This is a genomic window from Paenibacillus sp. P13VS (assembly GCF_015143645.1).
Classification (GTDB): domain Bacteria; phylum Bacillota; class Bacilli; order Paenibacillales; family Paenibacillaceae; genus Paenibacillus; species Paenibacillus xylanilyticus_A.
Window position 1 is genome coordinate 859,463 of the sequence record NZ_WYEV01000004.1, and the last position, 22,189, is coordinate 881,651.

The following is a 22,189-nucleotide window of genomic DNA, read 5'->3' on the forward strand; positions in this document are numbered from 1 at the left end:
AATCATCATCCCCCTTATGCTTTCTCAGAGTTATATAAATCACTGTCCATTTCATCTACAAAACGCGATGGCTTATCGTAGTATGTCATGTAAAGAACTGATTTGGCGCGGGTCATGGAAACATAGAGAAGTCTCCGCTCAACAGCCAGTTCCTCTTCATCCGGTTCCCCCTGTTCCTTATCCAAAAGAGGAATGTTGTGCTCCCTTACGCAAAGAATAAACACCGCATCAAACTCAAGCCCTTTTGCGGAGTGAAAAGACATTAATTTTACACCCGCGTCAAGCACGCTGGCCCCTTCCTTCTTGACCTGAACGCAGTCAATTCCCTTATTATTTAGCACCCGCTCATACCGGTTGAGCGAAGCAGTCTTACGGCTAAGGAGTCCTATGCTCCATTCCGGCTGTGCCTTCCGAAGATGAGCTATTGTGTTGGCAACAAACACTTCCTCCTCCATATAATCCGTGCAATGTACCATCGTGGGCTTCGGCCCCTGTCGGCTCGGCATTTCTGGGGGCACAAATTCATCATCCTTGTTTTTACACAGCGGATCATGTTGCTGGAGACTTGCGGCCAGCCTCATAATCTGTTCAGTGGACCGCTGAGAATCAGTTAATATTTTGGTTCGGCCGCCGGTAATGTTTACTCCAATTTCACGCCATGTAAAAGAAGTCTTATAAATTTTTTGGCCTTTATCCGCTGCTATAATAATCCGTTTTCTCGCACAATTCTTGAGAAGCTGGAGCTGTACCTGCTGAAGGTCCTGTGCCTCATCAATAAGGATGTTGTCAAACTTTTGGGATTCCTGCACCCCCTGTTGTTTGAGCAAAAGCGCATAATCGTCATAATCACACAGTGTCTTTTGTTTGAGCTTATTCTGGTATAGTTCAAACAAATCATATATTTTATCGCGGTCACTGCGGTCCACTTTGACTTTCGTTCCTCGGCCAATCCGCTCAACTTTAATATAGGTCTCTCGGGTAAGTGCCCCCATCCCTTTAATCCAGTGGACTTCATCCTGAAGGAATTCCTCAAACCGAGCCTCTCTAAAAAAGCGATGGGCATTGGTCTTTTTTAGTTCCTGTATACAGGATAAGATCAATTCTGTCTGCGGTTTGCCGGAAACGACACGCGGTAATCTGCCATTTCTGAAGAGTGCACCGTAAGCCCAGGAATGAAATGTTTTGACTGTAAGCCGCTCCGATTTTAACAGAGACGCAAGCTCCGCCGCATAACGGGCAAGCGTCTGGTTATATGTAATGAGAGCAACACTCTCGCCTGGATGCTTCATTAATATTTTATAAGCTTGCTTCAGCAGCACCGTCGTTTTTCCACTGCCTGCGATTCCGCGGATGAGCAGCTGATCACCTTCATACTCAACGGCTTCCTGCTGTTTTTTTGTTAGAGTAATATCCTGCATGGCTGTTCATCTCCGTGTTATATAAAGTCGTCGTCATCATCGTCAACATCTTGAGATATAAGAAAAAGAACTTCATCTCTTGCACTTCTAATCGTATCCGCTGTTCCCTTTAACTCAAGTTCCTGTAGCACGGATGTCACAGACTCTGCAGCAGTCTGTTCGATCTGCTCCTGCTGTTCTACAGACATCTGCCGGACCCAGCGGAAGGAAACCTGCTGCCATAGGTCGGTGTTAATTTTCATTTGTAGGACCTCATTTTGTCGTCAGTCGGGTAATATCCTTCAACGCATACAGGCAGATGAGGGCAGAAGCGGCAGAGTTCCGACGGATTGGCGCGAAGCTGCAATAGTTCTTCGTGCTGAATAGGTTTCACAAGCGTTTCGTCTGTATTGTTGGTTTGAAAAACCTTGTTCACCGGCTCCATTAAATTTTCGTCATCCACGGTATAACCCGACAGCAGAAGCTGAAATAGCCTCCGGCCCCGCACATAGTCCCGACCCTCATAAGGATCATACCTCCTTGAAAAGGTATTGCGGTACTTCTGTGCTTCTTCAGCCAAATACCGTTTTCTCACTTCAGGCCAGTGTGGAAATATAGCTGACAGCTGCGCATCAATTTCCGCTGTAGAAGCATCTGACAGTACGTAGGATGCTTTCAGCAGGTTTTGGTATAAAATCTGTTGATGGAATTCATTGCGATACGAAGCGAACGGCTTCACTACAAAGCTGTAATAAAACCGTCTTGGACACAATGCATATTCAGCAGCGGCATCAGCTGGGAACGACTCCAAGTGATGAAACACAGCTTCCCTATCTCCTTCAGTACAACCGGCCGGTTCCAAATCCTGAGGCTGGAACAAAGTGCTTCGCTTTTCAGCTGCGAGGCCTAATACCATAATGTATACGGATTCCTCCAGCTTCCTGCCTTCTGTATTTCGAATCCAGGAAAGGCGTACCGGCTGCTTAGCGAAAGTAAGAACGTTGTAAAACAGATATCTGGCCGAAGCAGAAGATACGTCTTCACGGATAAAGAGCATGTCAAGCTCTGGACTCTGCAGTCCTCGCACTGTCTGGCGTGTGAGCGGCCACGGCATCGCTTGGCCTACATACGGCAGGCTCTCCTCATCCAGGGTGCAAAGATGGATTTCACTGTCCATAAATGCGGCCGCATCAACATCCTCAAACTTACTGATCGGTAAAGGCGGTTCTTCTAATTCGTCATTAAATTCACCCCCGAGGTACAGCGCAACGGCCTGGGCCACATCATCAATGTAATAAGACTCATCATCGATAAAATCCAGTTTTAGCCTTCCCCGAAGTTGTTCCAGCAACTTCCGCTCCTCTTCGACCAGGGATTCTGGGTCTGGTCCTGCTGCCAGCAACTGTTCAATGCGTTCAAAATGCTCGTGAAGCTGAATTTCCTTCTGCCCAAAGAGAAGCTCCGCCTGGGTAAAAAGTTTCTCCATAAACTGAACCAGAAGCACAATGTCCGTGTGTTTGATCTGTAGAAACGAAAAACGAAGCATTGGATTTTCCATCATTCTGTGAAACCGGTTGCTGGAGTGTTCGAAAGCATCAGCTGCATTCATTTTCACTTCTTTTAGTAATGCGGCCTGCCTCCTCCATTCCTTTAGCGTGTTGCAGGATGCAAAGTACGGAAGAACATCTTCTAGCACACCAGTGAAATTTCGGGCATTGTGTTCTTCAATTTGCAGCCATCCGGAGGAAAAACACTCGAATAGGCCCTTTTCGCTGAGTGCGAGTTCCCCCTTCTGGTCATCCCACATTTGATGAAGGTGGAATAAATACTGTCCAATTGGATACGCAAGAAAATGACGATCGGGATAGTTTTCCGGATAATAATCTTTCAAGCGTTTGTTCAAGTTTTCATGTCCAGGAGAATAACAAGTTTCCGTTTTGGAGTAACCTTCATAATGAGATAAAAACGTCTGAAAATCTTCAAACTGGATGACCTGCGGTCCAGATTGTGCATCCAATAATTTATGAATTTCGTCTTCATAAGATAAAGCAAAAACATCGCCCCAGCTGGCCTCCGAATATGCTGAAGACTGTACCATCTTCCACTGCTCAAACGGCACCCATTGGGATAAAAATCGTTCGACCGACCTAAACGTGTTCGGATAACGCTTATCGTAAAGATTAAGAAATACAAGGCGAATACCCGCTTCCCGGAACAAAGACATTACCCGGTACTGAAGCGGCGTAATGAAATAAAAGCCATGAAGCACAATTTCCGTGATTCTCTCCGGCAGGCGGTTCATATCAATGAGACAATGCTCTAGTGCTTCTCTTAAACGCTGCTCCATTCGAAAGGCTGAGTCGAGCTTGGAACGAATGCGCTGGAAGCTGGATTCCCTAGCCTCCATGCGGCTCCATGCACTTTGAAAAAGCTGTTCTTCCCGGCTTGCCGGCTTGAATTTACCAGGTGTAACTCCGATTTCAGCCAGCGTCCGCATCGTCTGCAACACATCGATTTGGTTGTGTCTGAAAGCGCGGCAAAGCTCTCTGCCCCACACGTTTTCCTGACCGCGCATCAGCTTCGTCAATTTGGTAAACTGCTTCATCTTAACAGCAGGCGACGACCATGAACCTAAAAGTTTAGAAAAAAGCATACCCGCGGATACAATGGGAGCATGGATAAATTCCGAATGCTTCTGCTGGTAGTATTTGACCATACCTTCTCGCAGACTGTTCGTTGCGCACAAATGGAGACTGTTCACATATGGGGCGAACGGCGCTGTTTCTGATAGGCGGGCTGGATCTGTATACGTTATGACTATATTTTGCATTAGTTGGTATCTCCCTGCATGCCCAGCAACCTGCTCCAATTATCCCGGATGCTGTATTTTTTATTACGCACTATCCATAACCGCTCTTCACTACGGGTCATTGCGACATATATTAACCGCGCTTCCTCCCGCTGCACTTCAATCGTTTCATTGGAATTAAGTTCAGTATAGGGCTCACTTGAATAAATTCTCCCGCTTTCTTTGACCTGCCACCCAGCAGTCCAGGTTCCGTTGCAGTGGTCCAGTAGGAGCTCACTGCGTTCATACCGGAAGTCTTGTTCAGTAAACGGTAGAATCACAGTATGGAATTCCAGTCCTTTTGATTTATGGACGGTGATAATCCGAACCCGGCTGCCTTTTTCTTCTTCATCAAGCTCCGGCTCGTCCTCGTCCCGATTCACTGCCATATTAATATGAAGCCAAGTGTGTAGGGAGTACAGTGTCAAAAAGTCTGTGCTGAACTGCTGATGCAAAAGTTCCAGTAAATGATTGAGATTCTTCTGATACTGCATCGCACGGGTTTTTGCCTCTACTTCGTTCTCTGGATTTTCCGGCCGTTGCTCTTTCAGCAGGCTGTACTGCTCCTGCATAAACCGCATCACCGGATTCGCTGCTTCCATCACACTTCGAATAACCGACAGCACGGGCTGAATACGGAGTTTTTCCTGCACCTTATTCCAGCCGGCAAACGGTTCTATCGGCTGGAGAAACGCCATGAGCTTCGCCTCATCCCCATCAAAGGGAACCAGCGAACTCCAGTGTACTTTGGAGTTGGAATAGGGCGAATTTAGCAGATTGACTTGTGCTGATGGTTTTTTCACAAACAGTAGGGCATCAATTAAATAAGCAAAATCCTGTACCGCAGAACTAGTAAAGAACGTGCCTCCAATTTCCAGGTGTGTATTGATCCCTGCTTCATCGCACCATGCTTTCAACCTCCCTGCCTGCGCATTGGTTCGGACCAGCAGTGCAACTTTGTGTTTATCCGGACGAGTGATTGATTCTTTCGCCCTGCGGACTATATTAACCGTGTACTGTTTTTGTTCATCGTCATAGCGTTTAAAATTTACCTGATGGATCTGCAAAGCAGCTTCACTGCTTTCCCGCATGCCAACAAGCCGGTCGCTGTCCCGGTACGTTAAATAATCGGCCTTTCCCCACGCCGAAAAATGGTGGTCCATATTGCTGAGAATGCTCACAGCTGACCGGTAGTTTTTTCGAAGCGAGAACGGCTGTAGCGTATCATTCTGCTCTTCCATCAGTTTTCTCAAGTTGTCAAATGCAGTGTAATCGGCACCCCTGAAACGGTAAATGCTCTGCTTGATATCTCCAACCACAAAAAGCTTCAGCTTTAAGGCTTTCACCAGTCGGGCTGCCAGTTTAATCTGGGAATCATCCGTATCTTGAAACTCGTCAATAAATAAATAAGAAATCCGTTTAGCGGTATTTATAAACGCCTCTTCTCGCCGGCTTACAAGTTCTACCTGTCGGGTCAAGTCGCTGAGGGAAACCGCATTTGCATCGCTTTTGAGCCGATGAAATTCATCTTCGCATCTTTCAAATAAGCCGGTAAAGAAATCATGCAGATCCGAACTGTCCCCTTTCGCTTCTCCCCAGGCAATGTGAGCTGTTTCCTCACGAGTCAGCCCCTTGCGTTCCAGCTCCGTCCAAAAACTGTCTGTAATACTGATCATTTTATATAAAGGAATCTCTTTAAACTTATCCATAATGGCATGGTGATCCAGCCACTGCCTGGCTTTGGCATCTATCTGTCTTTCAATAATTTGTCTTCGCTCCGTACGAAAACTACGGATCTGCACATTTTGTCCATAACCGAGTTCTGACCCCAGTTCACGTATAAGCTGTCTGGCAAATGAATGTATGGTGCTGATACTCATAAAGCGAAGATCTTCCATTAACTGCAAGTAACGAACAGCCCCCGTTGCTTGAAATCGCTGAAAGAACGCTCTGCGCAGCTTATGAAACATGTTTTGTGCCGCTTCACGCGTAAACGTAATCATGGTCATTTCACTGACAGGTACGGATGCCGTATGTATGAGAAATAATATGCGGTCGATCATAACCGTCGTTTTTCCTGTCCCCGCTCCCGCCTCTACGCACAAATGTGATTCTGGCGGGGCATGCTCTACTACGTACTGCTCTTCATTAAACTCTGGACATTCCTGCGCAAGCTGTGAAAAAAACAGTTGCTTGTTATCCTGAATGTTTCCATCCACGATAAAAAGCCCCGAAAGCTGATGCGATATTCCGGACGGCACTTTATACTGCTGGAACAGCCGAGATGACTGAAAGCTAGTCAGGACTTTAGGAATTTCTTCAGCTGCTGCATCCGTAAAAAGAAGGACTTTGACACCTTTTTTTAGCAACGTTGCCAAAGAGGATGCAATTATTTCGATTTCTGTCTGATTGTAAACGGCAAGCAGGGAGTGTTTCGGTTCAGCATCATTTGCGAACATGTTAGAATCTAACCTTTCAGTATTAATTTCCACAGTGTTTTTAGTTCGACGAAATGTGGCAAAATCCTCCATAGATCCGTTGTATTCCAGGGTATCGGGACCTAGTTTTTCAGACACTGAACCTTGTTTACCTGTGTGATTCATCTCTGCGGGTACTGCTTCCCGCCGCAATATATCCGTAAAATCTCCCCATTCCCGTCTACTGCTTCGCAGCCAGCTGTGAGGCAGACCTAAATTCATCTTGCAATCCAGCCGCGGCCCAATAAATTTTTGTTCTTCTGGCATTCCGGATAAAAGAAGACTTAATTTTTCATGATACTCACTAGCCGGAACCTGGCAGATTACGTCTTTTAATGGGGTAAGTATGTGAGGGTTGAATAGACGGTCTCCCTTTTTAAACTCAAACCACCCGGTTTCGCTGTAAGTCTCCATTAAATCTGAAACCAAAGCAAACCCTTCAACTCTTGCATTCCAAGGTCTCCCCCTATAAGTATACGGATCATTCTCAAACTTTTTCCCATTTGGAAGATCCATCAGACGAACGACGACATATGCATGTGTTTTAAAACTTGTAGTTTTATGTTTTTCCACAACCAGCCATTTGGCATGTTGTCGGGTCCCTTTGATATCTACTTTGAAAGGCAGATGATGTGGTTTCCCGTTCAAATAAATGACAGATAAATCATTGCCCTCATCATGAACCAGCGGATCATTCCAAACGTTCAGGTCAACTTCAAACAGTATGCCAAAAAAACTGCTTAAAAATCTGCTTAATGCATATTCTGCGGCTTTCCCAAGCACGTGATCGGCAATGAAATCATTTTTCTGGCGTATGATATCTCCGCGGCCAAACTGTTTTTGGCTGGCAGCCTTCTTGTCATAAAGTTCTTCAGCGAAAGTAAAACAAGATTCAATTTCTTCCGCTGTCACTATCTGGGCAGTGTTTAGCTCCATCTTCATTCTTCTCCCGCACTGTCTATTTTTGTTAGGCATCTTGTTCAAATTTCTTATAGTAGTTAAGGCCTATTTCCCTGGGACATCTCTCTTATTATATCGGTTGCAGGCCCTGTTTTTGAAAATAAAGCAACCGTGCAAAGCCTTAACTCAAACAAAAATATCCCGTACGATGATTTATTAGCTAAAAGTTTGGTATATTTAGAAAAAAATAGGTTAACGCTGTTAAGAACCAGCTCATGGCTTATTACGACAAAGTCCGCTATAATAAGAACATCTACCAAAAAGCGCTTCAGTCCTTATCTTACATGTACAAGCATATTTCACAATGGGAACGCACGTTCTGAAAAATATCGATTTTTTTTGTAGAAGATGCTATAATGTATTCAGGGTTTGTGCAAACAGGAGGACTTGTTTATGATCTTTCGTAAAGGTGAATTGTTTAATGGCCCGGGCGGATTTGCCCTTGGTGCGAAAATGGCAAGTGTGGAGGTAAATGGCCAAACATATACGGTACAGCATGAGTGGTCAAATGACTACAGCCAGGAAGCGTGTGAAACATATATTGCAAATATTTGTCCCGACAAGCCAGAGTCCGTTTATCATGGGGATATTCGCCAGTTTAAAGATTTGAAAAACTTGGGCGAAATCGATGCATTTATTTATGGGTTTCCCTGCAACGACTTTAGTCTCGTTGGTGAAAAAAAGGGGTTTGATGGTGATTTTGGCCCGCTATACACGTATGGCATTCGGGTACTCGAACATTACCGACCCCAGTGGTTTATTGCAGAGAACGTCGGTGGACTGCAGAGTGCTAATGAAGGCAGAGCATTTATCAAGATTTTGACAGACATGACAAATGCCGGTTACCGAATTACGCCGCACCTATATAATTTTGCTGATTACGGCGTCCCTCAAAGCCGTCAGCGTATTCTTATCGTTGGTTACCGTAACGATCTAAACATGGAATTTAAAGTGCCGGCTCCAACCCACGGACCCGGACGTGAAAATCCATACAAAACAGCATACGAAGCGATTATGTATCCCCCGATTCCGGAGGACGCAGACAACCATGATATGCCTGTCCACCATGAAAGGGTAAAAAAATTCCTTTCCTATATTCCCGAGGGACAAAACGCCTGGTATGAAGGCATCCCTGAGGAGCTTCGTCTAAATGTAAAAGGCGCAAAAATGAGCCAGATCTACCGCCGGCTAGATAAAAACGCTCCTTCCTATACCGTCACAGGCAGCGGCGGTGGCGGAACTCACATGTACCATTGGTCTGAGGACCGAGCTTTATCAAATCGGGAACGGGCCCGTCTCCAAACCTTTCCTGACCATTTTAATTTTAAAGGTAAAAAGGAAAAAGTCCGTCAGCAGGTTGGAATGGCCGTTCCACCGGAAGGAGCGAAAGCTATTGTTGAAGCCGTTCTTAAAACCTACGCTGGTGTAAAATACGATTCCATCCGCCCCAAATGGGATATTGATCAGTTGCTAAACCAGCAGACGATGGAGTTGGTCACTGTCTAAGTAATGTTAAAAAGTGCGCTTCTCTTTTCTGAAGCGCACTTTTGTTATATTCTGACCACTCTTGATGCACATTAATTACCACCCACACTTTAATGAATCGCTGGTAAGGGGGATCTTATGGATAATTTATCACCGGAAGACAGACGAAAAAATATGCAGAATATTCGTTCCACTGGTACTAAAATGGAACAGCGCGTACTCCATGAGTTGTGGAAACTTGGACTGCGATACCGCAAAAATGTACGCAACCTGCCTGGAAAACCTGATATAGCCATAAAAAAATATAAAATTGTCGTTTTTTTGGATTCCTGTTTTTTTCACGCCTGTCCTCAACATTTCATCATGCCAAAGAATAATCGGGAATACTGGGAGAAAAAGATCAAACGGAATATTGAGCGCGATTATGAAATTAACCAATATTATTTAAATAACGGATGGACCGTGAAGCGTTTTTGGGAGCACGAAACCAGAAAAGAACTTGATAAAGTAGTAAATCATATCATGGAGACCATTCAGGAAAAAAAAGAGTTCACCAAAAAATAAAAAACTGACCAAAAAGCAAATATTTGCTTCAAGAGCTAATCCGCGGCCCGTTATCGGGATGAATCCCAATGCGTTGCTTCCTCCTCTAAAAGAGCTAGGCTATCACAAGGCCCGCTGAATCAACCCGGATGCATGCTTGCCCTAGAAGGACGGCCCCATCTGGAAGTCAATGACTTCACGGTCTAATCATCAAACACGAACAGCAAGTAGAAGAAGCCTAGTTTTCCTTCGAAATACCCGTATTTAATGTCCATTTCCCATAGCTCGTTCGAAGCTTAACTTCAGGGTTATTCGCCAATTTGCGCGGGTATTCCAATCTGCTTACGACGTCGCGGTTGCAGCCTCTCAATCTCATCGATCATTCGATCTCTTGAGATTCTTGAAATACTTGCCGTTTAACTCGATCCTAAACCGTATCCGTTGAATAAAATACCCATCCGCTGGTTCTACATCTAGTTACTACGTTAAGTAAACTAAATCAATTTCTGGCTTAAGAGAAAGCACATCATCAGGATCTAGACACGTCAACTGTTTCATAGGTAAGTTATTAATATTTTGTACGTAAAGTCCTGTTCATAAAGCACCAACCATATTATGTTCAACTAAATAAAATATAGGTCATTGAACAATAAAGGAACACATGGAGCGTAGTGAGCAATAGAGAAGTGTAATAGGTCTTCATAAAAATTGGTTTTCATGAAGAAAAACGGGGCATAAGCAAGCTAAGGAAATTGAAAGCTTAAACGATGGTATCTAGGAATAATCAGTCGTTGAGATGAGGTGGAGGTTTTATGATTAGGGGTACTTTCTAAAGCATTTTATTTTGATTGGAAGAAAAAGTATATTATCTATCCTCATGTTAATAATTGAACCATCACGCTCCTTATCTTGCCCCACCGATATGGTTGGGGCTTTCTTTGTGCGTACAGAAGATGTTCGCTAAAATTTCAGGCGGGTATTATAAGCCTTAACATCGTCTGTAACGTAATGACTAATACGTCTGCACTGGGGTGGGGTACAACAAAGGACGGCTGTCAATAGCCGCCCCTGACCTGAACTCATGATCAAAAAAGAAGCGAGACTAAACCCGCTCCTTTGCTATATACGCCAATACACCTCAACTATGGGTCTTTCCAGACCAACGATGAGTGGTTAATGCGGAATATTCCTGAATAGGCATTATTGGGTAAACCTTCTAACTATCACTCTTCATCTATATCAGTATCGCCTATTTCTCCGTATACTGGTATTTTGTATAAAGCTACTTTTATTCCCAGTCTTCTAATAAGACTAACATGATGCAAAAGATTAACTTTACTAAAGAACGGCAATGTCATTCTAATATCAGACGAATTCGCAGAAGAAATTGCATAAACTAGGGTACTTTCGTTGTAAGGAAAGTTTTCGATGCTGTAATTTTCCTCGGGAAATTTCTGTGTAGCTTGGCTTACCACATACTGCCGATAATCAGACGAGTCCTTTAATAAAACCATTGACACAGAACCTTGTGCAAAAAGATGACTTAAAGTCGCTGAACGTGTACCTCTTTTAACGCAAACAAAATGTTTATCCTTCGACAATAGATCACAAACTTCAATTTTGCTTCTCGTATTTGTTACCTGAAAATTACGCTTATCCAAACATAGAAAATATTCTGAGTCCTGTCGTTCGTTATAGCTACCTTCCGACTCATTAGGTTGAATTACAGTAAGAAAATTATTATTTTCAACTAACGGTATTTCCATTATTTCATTATCAATTCTTGCAATATAATCAGTGTCAATCTTATACCAATTATTAAGTGAAAAAATATAGGTGTTCTGATCATGCTCAGTTTGATAAATCAAAAAATGATTTAGTGATACTGGGGTAGTAACGGGACTGTTCGCATCGTCAAAACCTATTATTTTTATTTTCTCAATATCATTCGGTGAATCGAATCTAACATTTTGATCATCAAGTAGTGCATACAAATCTTCTAAGGTAACCTCAGTAGTATCCGTTTTCCTATATCCCCGTTTAATTTGGTAAGAAGAGCACCTTTCATATTCGATCATATCTGGGTAAGCCAAAGAAAGATTATCACCTTGGCGATTACGAATAGCAGTAAATAAGTTATCATTTAAAACATTAACTATTTCAGGGTCTTTAATTATTTTAATATTATCAATAAATCCGAAATTCTCCTTGTAATCTTCGCTTAAATATAAATCCAATATTTGCAGACATTTCTCACCTAGCCTCGAAAAAGTTATATCACTATTTAAACTTAAAGACGATGTAGAACCCCTTACTGAAGTGCCGAATTCCTGATCTCTTGATTTTCCCGAAACCAGATTTATAAGGTCTTGCTCAAAATCCAAATCAAACTCTCCGATCTCACTCCCCTTATTAAAGAGTACTCTCTTTTGTCTCGTTTTCAAATCAATATTCCTTACATCAAAAGCCTTAAGTTCCTTAGTATCAATGGAATTTAAGGCTACCTTTAATCCAAAGTTGTTTTCTAAATTATTTTTATTTATTGCTGTAAACCCAAATCCACCAGTGATAGCGAAAAAGTATGACGTGTTATCTTTTAATACTTTAACTAAAATGACAAATGAGTTAACTGTATTTTTAATTTCATCCCTATTAGGAATTTGTAAATCCCTTTCAAGAAAGCTTATCCATTTTGGCTCTTTTGATCTATTTCTTTGAATAAAAACCTTAAACTCGAAATTCCTTTCTGCTTCTGTCGGTTGTAATTCAAAGTAGTTATTCTCCTCATTAACTTTATTAGGTAGAATCAACTGATTAAAATTCCTTACATTCTCATTAAAGAGATAGTATGATAGCTTCAAAACAAGTCCCCCCCATGAATTGGAAAATGTATATTTCTACAGTTTTCTACAAAATTACATAAATTCCTTTATTATAACTATCGTGAATTAACAAGAATGAGATTCAAAGAAAAAAATTACCCTCCGTACTTGCGATTCAAGTTGAAGATTACCCTTTTTAGGACTTTTAAGTTGGGTACAGAAAGGACATCTATCTGCACAGCCCAATTAAGCATAAAAAAAGAAGTGGGCTATTAACCCACTTCGTTTACTTTTCCCGCCAATACACCTCAACTATTAATCTTTTCTGATCAACAGTGAACAGCACTCCACATGCACGGTATGCGGGAACATGTCCACCGGCGTTACCTCAACCGTCCGATAACCGCCATCCTCCAATACACGCAGATCACGTGCCAAGGTGCTTGGATTACAGCTCACGTATACCACTCGCTCCGGCTTCATCTCCAGGATTGTATCCAGCAATCGTGGGTCACAGCCCTTACGCGGCGGATCGACAACGATGACGTCTGCTTCGATGCCTTGCTCCTTCCAGCGAGGGATGACATCTTCCGATGCCCCGACTTCGAACTTCACGTTCTTCATCTCGTTCAGCATCGCATTGCTGCGAGCGTCTTCGATCGCTTCGGGCACGATCTCTACCCCATACACCTGATCCGCATGCTGCGCGAGGAAGAGAGAGATCGTACCGATGCCGCAGTAGGCATCAATAACTGTCTCTTTGCCGCTCAGCCCGGCGTATTCTACTGTCTTACCATACAGCACTTCCGTCTGTACGGGGTTAACCTGATAGAACGAACGTGGAGAGATCGCAAACTGCACATCTCCGATATAATCGTAGATCACATCACGACCCCACAGGACGCGGGTTTCATCGCCGAAGATGACGTTGGTCTGTTTCTTGTTCACGTTCTGGCAGATGCTCTCCACATGCGGGATCGCTTCACGAATACTTCCAATCCATTCATCCTTATGAGGGATATCCCGGCCATTAGTGACCAGAACAAGCATCATCTCACCTGTGCGGAAAGCCTTCTTCACGACCACATGACGCAGCAGGCCGCGGCCTGTCTCTTCGTTATACGCGCTGATGCCCAGATGGCTGCCGATCTCCTTCACCTTCGCTACGACTTCGTCGTTATGCTCATGCTGAATAAGGCAGGTCTCCATGTCAATGATCCGATGGCTTCCTTTGGCATAAAATCCACCCACTAAGCCACCTTCAGTCACGCCAATAGGCACCTGTGCCTTGTTGCGGTAGCGCCACGGCTCGTCCATACCCATGGTAGGCAGTACACGAATACCTTCCTCAGCAGCTTCTTCGTTCATGACACCTTCCAGCCGAAGACGAATACGATTGCTGCCGTTCCCTTGTTCTTCTGTAATAGCTGATTCAGCTGCCTGATCCACTTTCTCTTCAGACAGTCTATTCAGGTTCGCTTCTTCATCACCCTGAACGTCTGCATCCTCCACCATCACGTTCAGCTTCCCGATCCGCTGCAAGTTATCGACCACCAGCTGGCGCTTCCACGCAAGCTGTCCGGCGTAGCTCATATGCTGGATCTGGCAACCGCCGCACTGATCATAGATCGGGCACGGCGCGGATACGCGATCCGGACTCGCCTTCACGATCTCCAGCAGCTTGGCGTAGCCGTACTGCTTCTTGGTTTTCATCACGCGTACGCGGACGGTTTCACCTGGGAGCGCACCTTGTACGAAGAGGGTGTATCCATTCGCACGGCCTACACCCTCACCGTCATGGTTCATGCCAATGATGTCGATGACGGTCTCTTCGTTTTTGCTGACCGGAAGTCCTTCGATTGGCGCGGATTCACGTGCACGTCCCTTCGGACGAACGGCAGAAAGAGATGCGCCTTGTGGCCGCACCTCTTTCCCTTGCTGACGTGATGATGGACGAGATGATTTACCTGGCTGACGGGATGCCATCGCATTCCCTTGCCCCTGAGAGGCAGCCGAATTCCGGCGGTTTTTTCCACGACCGCTGCGGTTCGTATTAGACAACGTACATTCACTTCTTTCTTCTTATATATCACCCCACGTATGGGGAGTTCATTCCACTTCATCTTTTCAATTTCACCCTGAGATTATACGTGATCCACACGCAGACGGCAACTGGAAAAACGCACTGCCACCAGCGCCATCACCTATTCTCTTAACGATACAGCAGCAGGTGATGCTGCAGGTTCTGGAACGTCGCAGGCAAAGTACCGCCAAGCTCCCCATCCAGATTTAGCTGTACATAGCCCGGCGATGTCACTTCCATATAATCCGTCTGGAAATGAAGCACTTTCTTATCATTCAGATGTTCCCCGCGCAGCGCGAGCGTAACGAGGCGGATCATGTCGGCCAGATTACATTTGCGCACACCGATGACATCGAACATTCCGTCGTCTATCGTTGCTCCTGGTGCAAGCTTCTCGAAGCCCCCGACAGAATTCGTGTTAGCGATCAGGAACAGCATGAATTCGTCATGAATCTCTTCCTGGCCTGCAGCGCGGATAATCAGCTCCTGCGGAGACAGGCTGGCCATCTTCTCGATACCCTTCATATAATAGGCGAGCTGTCCGATCATCGTTTTCAGACGACTTGGCACCTCATATGTCAATTCGGTCAACGAGCCGCCGCCTGCGATATTAATGAAGTATTTATCATTTGCCTTACCCAGATCGAGCGGACGAGTCTGCTGATTAATGACCAGATCCACATAATCCTCCCACTGTCTCGGAATCCCGAGCGCACGCGCAAAATCATTCGTTGTTCCCAAAGGGAATACACCCAGCGGCGGACGATTCTCCCGCTCGGCCATGCCGTTGATGACTTCATACAGCGTACCATCGCCGCCAGCGGCAATAATCATGTCATAACCACGCTCGATTGCGAGCTCCGCTTCACGGGTTGCATCTCCCTCGCCCGTTGTTGCGTGTACTGAAGCTTCGATGCCACCTTGATCCAAACGCTGCAGCACATCAGCCAGACGTTTCTTCATTTCTTCCCGGCCTGAGGTCGGATTATATATTAAGCGAGCCTTTTTCATCTCATACGCCACCTATTCCACATTATCCATGAGTCTGAACGACCTCATTCTCTTTCACTTGCGAGCGTCCACAACCGGGGAACCTTTAACATGATCACCCACGTCCGTTAATCCTGCCCGAATCTTCATCCATACTTATATCTATGCATAAGGAATTCCATCTCATTCCAGAGCCTTTATATTCTATCATATCATCAAATGTGAAGATGTCCTAGCCTGTAACGTATTTACGCCATCCGGCAAGCAGGTTCCCTCTCATTTTACACATTCAGCGATTTTCTCTTCAACTGTATTTAACCCATTTCATAGACACCCATTCTGCCCGTCTGACAGGAATTTAACCTTTATCTCCTTCAAAAAGCACAAAGAAACGGCTCCGAATCACGAAGCCGCATCCACGTTACCTTATATTTTACATTCATCCATCCGTTTAGAAGCCGATTCGTCTGCCTGCACGAAGCTGTTTGTACCAGAAATATACGGTGCAGCCCACACAATAACCGAGCAGAGCGGCACTTGCTGCAAGCAGGAGCATTCCGGAGAACAGATAACCGGCTACCTGCCAGCTCAAGGAGAATGAGATGAGAGCCAGTGACAGGAACATAACAGCCAGAATATTATTGAAGCGCTGCAGCTCTACTGCTTGGGTTTCCGTACCTTTTCCCTTAAGCACAGCCTTCCCGATCTGGACAAATAGATTCAGCTTCCCGCCAGAGACGAGCCCGACCACCTGAATGATCCACAACGCACCCAAGATCAGCGGTTGATTGAACCCAAACGATAGGAGTACAAACAGCACGATCCCGACCTGATTCGCTTTGACATAACGCATAGGCACTTCCCGCATCCTCATATCTCCTTATCCCCATTTTATTAGTTGGTTTTATTGTAATCGGGATTGAAGTTTTGAGCAACAGAAAGATGATTTTACCATGTACATATCTTATTATAGGATGGTAAAATCCCTTCGAAGTGCATCCCAATGGGGGGTAGGTACATTCGTGATGCTTTTCCAATCGGTAAATGCCCGGTCCATTGCCTCTATTTCGCCATAAGAACCTGCAACCAGTTTATGCACCGGAAGCATGCTGTAGATCTTCAGCAAAAGATACAGCAACCGCTTATGCTTGCGGATCAGCTTCGCCTGTGCTCGGGGAATCATGTCGATGCCCATCGCCTCCAGTACGGCAATCCCCTCATCCATGGCACCGATCATATGCAGGAGCTGCTCCCGGTTTCCCTCCAGCTTCTTCAGCTCTCGCTCTTCATCGAAGCTCACCGCATTCAGCATCAGAATCGGGATGAGATGACTCTTCAGCCAAGCGTCGATATCCTCAATCACATCCAGCTTATACTTTGCTTTTGCAAAGGCCTGATCCAGCAGAGGTTGAAAAGGGATCTCACCGTCCAGTGCGCCAATCACCATCAGTCCCTTCCCCCCACCTATGGACATCATCCGATCCTTGTGACGCTTCCCGCCGCTAACGTGAAAACCAAACGCGACTCGCTTATCCACTGGGCTGTTGTCTTCGAGATAAGTCTGCATGCTTCGTGCATCTGCATTGTTGCCTACAATCACGATGTTGGTGCTCCGGTTATTCGCGAGAATCGGTAACACCGATGGAAAATCATTATATTTCATGACCACGAAAATGAGATCGTAAACATCTTCCGCTCTTAGTTCTCTTGTTACCCGAACCGAATCAACCGTCGTTCTAAACTGAAATACATGCCGAATGACCACCCCATCCCTCTCCAATTCCTCAGCTCGTTTCCCTCTCGCCAGAACGGTAACGTCATTTCCTCCACGTACCAGAACATGGGCCAGCTGACTGCCTAGCACACCCGTACCATAGACCAATATTTTCATTAGATTCCCCTCAGTTTCGTTATTTATGAATAATCGTTGCTTTATGAACAGTTGTTGATAAAATAAGAGTATCAAAGCCCCTTCCGAGCTTCAATCGCTAAAAAACCCGCTTTCGTTGAATAATCAACGAAATACTCCTTTTTGTTGAAAAGCGTAAGCCATTTATAGAGAGATATACAGAAAACGAAGAAGCAGGTAGAGGAGGCGCCATGGACAGACGCGTGCTTAAAACCAGAAAGGCTATCATGGAGGCTTTTGTCGGATTGCTGAATGAGAAGGATTTCGAGCAAATGACGATCAATGATATCGCAGATCGCGCCAATGTTAACCGGGGAACGATCTATCTGCACTATACAGACAAATTCGATCTGCTGGACCGCTGTATCGAGACGTATTTGCAGCAATTGGTGGACACCTGCATGATCGATCATTATCCAACACCTATGACGGCAAAAGACGCGCTGCTGCGAACCTTCCAGTATCTCGAGGAACATGCAGCCATCTATACCACCCTCCTCACGAAAAAGGGGATTCCCGCGTTTCGAAGCAAGCTCATGACGATCATGGTTCAGGGCGTTGAGGAACAGATGGATGCGTGCGGCGTTCAGGGAGGCATGAGCAAAGAGGTCACTGTACAGTTCCTCGCTTCTGCTGCCGTGGGTCTGCTGGAATGGTGGATTATGAATGCCATGCCTTATTCTGCAGAGGATATGGTCGACCAATTAATTGCATTATTGGAGCTTCATCTGAACTTGCCTTCGTTAGTCGATTAAATTAGTTATTATTATGAGACAGACTACATAACTGTGCTCTTGCATTTGAGTTTTCTCCTATATTCAATTCAAAAAAATAAAGTCCATTTCATCAGTAAAAATAGTTCTTAAGAAATAATTTACAAGCCTAATTCAACAAAAGGCACTTCCGCCTTGAGCGGAAATGCCTTCGTTAAATTAAAGATTTAAGAATGAAAATTGTCGATAATGTTATAAAGATCATTAATTGTAAAATCTGTAGGTGCTTTTTGAATCATTTGATAGACAGCGGTTATTTTTTTTATAAGAGTGTGTTTATTCTCCATAATATAACTCTCACTAATTTTATCTAATAAAATCCATAAAAAATAAAAGTTTTGATCTGTACGACTAGAATTCGATTTTGACTTATGGCTAAATATAACATTAATAAGGCTGTTGTCATTATCAGTAAGTTTATTTATTTTATCAATAAATACCAGCACTTTTTCTACAGACTCTTCAAATACAGTAGCATCCTTGTTAGTTATATCACTAAGGATTTTAGTTATATCTGCTTTTTCTTTAATTCTCGCACTAACTCTTCCTGATCTTATATAAACAGTTAGTACGCTTCTTAATTCATTGCCTGTTAATTTTCTTTTGTAATCCATATACGCTAGAGAAGTTATCAGTTCCTCATTTCTCATTCTTGTGTCTTGTGCTCTAAAAATTTTTCCGGAATACTCATTAGAAATTTTCCGAATTGACATAATTATATCCTTATCCACATATGCATTCCATAATTCAAATGTATTAGGTTTGATTGGATAAGGTTTAGTGTTCAATCTTAGGAATAGATCAATATTATTGAAATGTGGGTTTTGTTCCGCATCAATTTCTACTACATCTAATTGAAAATCAAGTATTTTGTCAATAAATTTTGCATCAATACTTTTAGAATCACCTTCATTCAGCTCATCTAAAATTTTTAGCCCTTTTAATTTGTACATATTCTTTTGAGAAGTTTCTTCATTACCCTCTTCATTTAAATAGGATTGACCCAAAAAACCTATAATCGATAACAATCGTTGTTGCCCATCAACCACTTCACTTACTTTATCTTGTCTTTTATAAATAAAAATTGGTGGAACTTTGATACCTAGAATAATACTCTCCATAAGGTATGCAGACTTAATCGGATTTGTTACCTCAGAACGTTGATAGGAAGGTCTTATTAAAAATTTTGATTTTTTTATTTTTTGCATTATATCCTCTATAGTCATAGAGGTAGGGTCCGTTTTATTTAGTCGGAAATGTTTGATTTCATCGTTTATATCGAGTTTTTCATTCATAATTTTGTTAAAATCATTTGAATTCCTTAAATAATTCTCTAAGTGAATAGAATATTCTGCAGAAAAATAATTAGCTATAAAAGTATATCTGTTAAGTATAGATTTATAATAATGGCTACCAGATGTTTCGAAAATTTCTACACTATCTCTTGAAGGAATATCAATATCATTCCAGAAAAATTCAATTTCATTGCTGTTTTCTAGGTCTATGCTAAATTTTTCTAAATCAATTTTTTCAAAAGTAAGACGGTAATTAGAATAAAGAATAGAAAAAATCCAATAGCAACATTCATATAATAGACCTGAATCGAAGAATTTGTTTGCATTTTTGCTAAGTATTTTTTTCAATTTCGAAACATAACTCATAATAATCTCAAATTCTTTTAATATTGCATCCGTATCTTTTGTAGCAATCCTTTTATTATAGTAAACACTAATAACATCATTTTTATAGCTACTATGTGCATAATTTCTTATAGGTATAAGAGGTAGTGTTATTAATCTTCTTATCCTCGTCACAAGAATATTTAGTCTATCTCTTTTTTGAGCTTTGTTTTGACTTTTAGGAAGGAATATCTTGGAAACACTTTCGTATAAACTTTGCTTGTTTTTCAACAAATTATTTAGGGCTAAGGTAATGGGATCATCAATAAATTCTGCTCTATTAATTTCTTCTTTTTTTAGAGGAATTATTCCAGAGTTATATCTTCTGAAAATTTCTTTTTTAATTTTATCTTCTTTATCTTCTTCAAGGGTAGGTTCATTTACCACACTATATTGAAGGATTCTCAACTTTATTTCTTCGAACCGCTCCTTATCTTCGTCTGAAAGATCTACAAATCTTTTTCCTGCCAAACCTTTTAGAGATTTTAGTCCATCCTCTTTTAGAGTTATTTTATTGGTCAAAAATCTTTCAATTGTTTCGTAGCGTTGTCTCCCATCAATGACTTCATTTTTGTAATGGTTGTTAAATAGAACAAGGGGAGGAATTTCAGTTCCAATCAAGACGCTTTCTATAAAATAAGTCGCCTTCGATTCATCCCACACATAATTTCTTTGAAAATACGGTTTATAATTAATTTTTTGTGAGAAACGTTTATTATTAAATATTGAAGAGATAGATTTTAATGTATTTTCAATTTTTAAATTGTTTTTTAAGATACTACTTATATCTGAATAGTCTAATTCAATATCGTTATCACTCATAGAGGTCAACTCCTAATCGATAATTTCTCTATCACATATCTCACTATTTTCAAATCCAGGTGTTTCTTTAGATATTACGGAGCCTTGAAAGAAATACTCATTATTATATCTCATTCTTTGCTTTACAAGTCCATCTAAAGCAAATCTAAATACATACTGCCAACTTATATTTGTAAAAGCATGTTTGATTTGATGTAATGAAGGAAGCCATTCGTAAATATACCTACATTCATCTAAAACAATAACATCCATAAACATATCAGTTTGTTTAGCTCTATACTGAAATCTTTTAATTGCCCTACTATTATAGTGAAGCGGATATGCAAATTGATTTGTTATCACATCCACTATCAAGCCACTATTAGGTTTGTCTAAGAATTGATAAATATCTAATCCATGTTCGAAGTGGTCTATTATCTCCTGGAATTCTTTTTTCAAATTATAGCTGTTAGATTTATTTTTTGCTTGTGAAGCTAAGCTATCGTAAAGGCTCTTAGATAGTTCATCAACTCCCGAGAAACCTTTAATAAACGATCTCTTTTTCTTGTTCGGCTTAGTTACTAAATTTTGTAAATTAACAAAGTAAAAATATTTATAAATTGAATTATTTTTTATCTCATTCAAACCGTTTAAGGTCATAATTTCAGTTTCCTTTGAAACCGGATCGATTTCTACCATTGTTTTATAAAAACTTGAGTTAACAAATCTTTGTATTGGTACGGCTAATGCAGCTATATCTATTACCGAAGTTGTAATCAAATCACTATAATAGCTTTTAAATTCATTTTTAACCTTACTTTTAAAAGTATCATATTCTGTACTCTTTAACGGGGATACAGATTCAATTGAATCATTAGGATTCTGTTTAAAAAACAGATATTCTGCCACCAACTCCGAATACTCCTCAAGTATTAAATCTTTTGATAAGTCTGGGCATGCAAAATTCGTTACGATAATACCTGGTGAATTTAATCTATGGTACTTACAAAGAGTCGCGATAATTCTAAGACATTGTTGCTCTGAAGCAATAGTTCCACATGCGTCAATATAAACAATATCAAATTTTTTCGGGGTGTGTACGAAGAATTGCTCTATAGATTGTTTAACTATTTTAGGCTGGGGATATTCATTTTTAAAATTTAAAAGAGCAGTATTATAAGTATTTTGATCAATCTCAAATGCCCAGATATTTTGGGGATGGATCCCCAATGAGATAAGTTCTTTAAAGTCATTTTGAGGTTCCGGACCAGAGAGGTAACATACGACTAGCTCTTCAATACGTTTAATGCCAACACAAGAATCGTGAAGCGACTCCCAACTTTTAATATATTCTAAATCAATTTTCAAAGCCTCTTCTTTTTCTTTAGAATCTTCTAATTCCAAAAAGTAGTCCACCATTCT

Annotated in this window: 14 protein-coding genes; 3 read left to right on the forward strand and 11 right to left on the reverse strand. The window is 42.2% G+C overall.

All coding sequences use genetic code 11. From position 1 onward, the window contains the following. Positions 1–14: 14 nt before the first annotated feature. Genes GUA98_RS13575 through GUA98_RS13590 form a run of 4 tightly spaced genes read right to left on the reverse strand, consistent with a single transcriptional unit; the run spans position 15 to position 7,658 of the window. On the reverse strand, positions 15–1,418 hold the full coding sequence (locus GUA98_RS13575; RefSeq protein ID WP_193723353.1) for a 3'-5' exonuclease: 1,404 nt from the start codon (positions 1,416–1,418) through the stop codon (positions 15–17). Positions 1,419–1,435: 17 nt separating this feature from the next. After that, positions 1,436–1,660, reverse strand: a complete 225-nt coding sequence (locus GUA98_RS13580) for a hypothetical protein (RefSeq protein WP_193723354.1) — start codon at positions 1,658–1,660, stop codon at positions 1,436–1,438. Next, positions 1,657–4,227, reverse strand: coding sequence for a hypothetical protein (locus GUA98_RS13585; RefSeq protein WP_193723355.1), 2,571 nt, complete (start codon positions 4,225–4,227; stop codon positions 1,657–1,659). The genes GUA98_RS13580 and GUA98_RS13585 overlap by 4 nt, the downstream gene beginning before the upstream one ends. After that, positions 4,227–7,658 (reverse strand): UvrD-helicase domain-containing protein, encoded by a 3,432-nt coding sequence (locus tag GUA98_RS13590; RefSeq protein ID WP_193723356.1) that lies wholly within the window; start codon positions 7,656–7,658, stop codon positions 4,227–4,229. Before GUA98_RS13590 ends, GUA98_RS13585 begins: the two co-directional genes overlap by 1 nt. A gap of 417 nt (positions 7,659–8,075) precedes the next feature. On the opposite strand from GUA98_RS13590, the gene GUA98_RS13595 reads away from it, so the two are divergent. Together GUA98_RS13595 and GUA98_RS13600 are read left to right on the forward strand one after the other, a co-directional pair. Continuing rightward, on the forward strand, positions 8,076–9,188 hold the full coding sequence (locus tag GUA98_RS13595; RefSeq protein WP_193723357.1) for a DNA cytosine methyltransferase: 1,113 nt from the start codon (positions 8,076–8,078) through the stop codon (positions 9,186–9,188). A gap of 117 nt (positions 9,189–9,305) precedes the next feature. Further along, complete coding sequence (locus GUA98_RS13600) at positions 9,306–9,731, forward strand: very short patch repair endonuclease (protein ID WP_193723358.1); 426 nt, start codon at positions 9,306–9,308, stop codon at positions 9,729–9,731. 1,202 nt (positions 9,732–10,933) lie between these two features. On the opposite strand, the gene GUA98_RS13605 is transcribed toward GUA98_RS13600, so the two are convergent. The 5 genes from GUA98_RS13605 to GUA98_RS13625 all read right to left on the reverse strand — a co-directional run bounded on the left by GUA98_RS13605 (position 10,934) and on the right by GUA98_RS13625 (position 17,496). Further along, positions 10,934–12,571 carry a DUF6119 family protein gene (locus GUA98_RS13605; RefSeq protein WP_193723359.1) on the reverse strand — a complete coding sequence of 546 codons (1,638 nt, stop codon included), beginning with the start codon at positions 12,569–12,571 and terminating at the stop codon, positions 10,934–10,936. A gap of 276 nt (positions 12,572–12,847) precedes the next feature. Next, a complete protein-coding gene (gene rlmD / locus GUA98_RS13610; protein ID WP_193723360.1) occupies positions 12,848–14,593 on the reverse strand; it encodes a 23S rRNA (uracil(1939)-C(5))-methyltransferase RlmD in 1,746 nt (581 codons plus the stop codon). Between the two features lie 151 nt (positions 14,594–14,744). Next, positions 14,745–15,626, reverse strand: coding sequence for a diacylglycerol kinase (locus GUA98_RS13615; RefSeq protein ID WP_095288492.1), 882 nt, complete (start codon positions 15,624–15,626; stop codon positions 14,745–14,747). A gap of 430 nt (positions 15,627–16,056) precedes the next feature. Continuing rightward, a complete protein-coding gene (locus tag GUA98_RS13620; RefSeq protein WP_193723361.1) occupies positions 16,057–16,473 on the reverse strand; it encodes a DUF4395 domain-containing protein in 417 nt (138 codons plus the stop codon). Between the two features lie 99 nt (positions 16,474–16,572). Next, complete coding sequence (locus GUA98_RS13625; RefSeq protein ID WP_193723362.1) at positions 16,573–17,496, reverse strand: ketopantoate reductase family protein; 924 nt, start codon at positions 17,494–17,496, stop codon at positions 16,573–16,575. 209 nt (positions 17,497–17,705) lie between these two features. Here GUA98_RS13625 and GUA98_RS13630 point away from each other — a divergent pair, with 209 nt between their 5' ends. Next, positions 17,706–18,269, forward strand: coding sequence for a TetR/AcrR family transcriptional regulator (locus GUA98_RS13630; RefSeq protein ID WP_193723363.1), 564 nt, complete (start codon positions 17,706–17,708; stop codon positions 18,267–18,269). Positions 18,270–18,454: 185 nt separating this feature from the next. On the opposite strand, the gene GUA98_RS13635 is transcribed toward GUA98_RS13630, so the two are convergent. Further along, entirely contained in the window at positions 18,455–20,788 is a 2,334-nt protein-coding gene (locus GUA98_RS13635; protein WP_193723364.1) for a DUF262 domain-containing protein, read from the reverse strand. A 12-nt stretch (positions 20,789–20,800) separates the two neighbouring features. Continuing rightward, positions 20,801–22,171: a hypothetical protein gene (locus GUA98_RS13640; protein ID WP_227779614.1), complete on the reverse strand. Its 1,371-nt coding sequence runs from the start codon at positions 22,169–22,171 to the stop codon at positions 20,801–20,803. Positions 22,172–22,189 lie beyond the last annotated feature (18 nt).

Coding starts and splice junctions, on each gene's coding strand:
- GUA98_RS13600 (WP_193723358.1), top strand. CDS start 9,306: ATGGATAATTTATCACCGGAAGACAGACGAAAAAATATGCAGAATATT.
- GUA98_RS13635 (WP_193723364.1), bottom strand. CDS start 20,788: ATGAGTGATAACGATATTGAATTAGACTATTCAGATATAAGTAGTATC.
- GUA98_RS13590 (WP_193723356.1), bottom strand. CDS start 7,658: ATGGAGCTAAACACTGCCCAGATAGTGACAGCGGAAGAAATTGAATCT.
- GUA98_RS13630 (WP_193723363.1), top strand. CDS start 17,706: ATGGACAGACGCGTGCTTAAAACCAGAAAGGCTATCATGGAGGCTTTT.
- GUA98_RS13595 (WP_193723357.1), top strand. CDS start 8,076: ATGATCTTTCGTAAAGGTGAATTGTTTAATGGCCCGGGCGGATTTGCC.
- GUA98_RS13585 (WP_193723355.1), bottom strand. CDS start 4,227: ATGCAAAATATAGTCATAACGTATACAGATCCAGCCCGCCTATCAGAA.
- GUA98_RS13615 (WP_095288492.1), bottom strand. CDS start 15,626: ATGAAAAAGGCTCGCTTAATATATAATCCGACCTCAGGCCGGGAAGAA.
- GUA98_RS13575 (WP_193723353.1), bottom strand. CDS start 1,418: ATGCAGGATATTACTCTAACAAAAAAACAGCAGGAAGCCGTTGAGTAT.
- GUA98_RS13620 (WP_193723361.1), bottom strand. CDS start 16,473: ATGCGGGAAGTGCCTATGCGTTATGTCAAAGCGAATCAGGTCGGGATC.
- GUA98_RS13580 (WP_193723354.1), bottom strand. CDS start 1,660: ATGAAAATTAACACCGACCTATGGCAGCAGGTTTCCTTCCGCTGGGTC.
- GUA98_RS13625 (WP_193723362.1), bottom strand. CDS start 17,496: ATGAAAATATTGGTCTATGGTACGGGTGTGCTAGGCAGTCAGCTGGCC.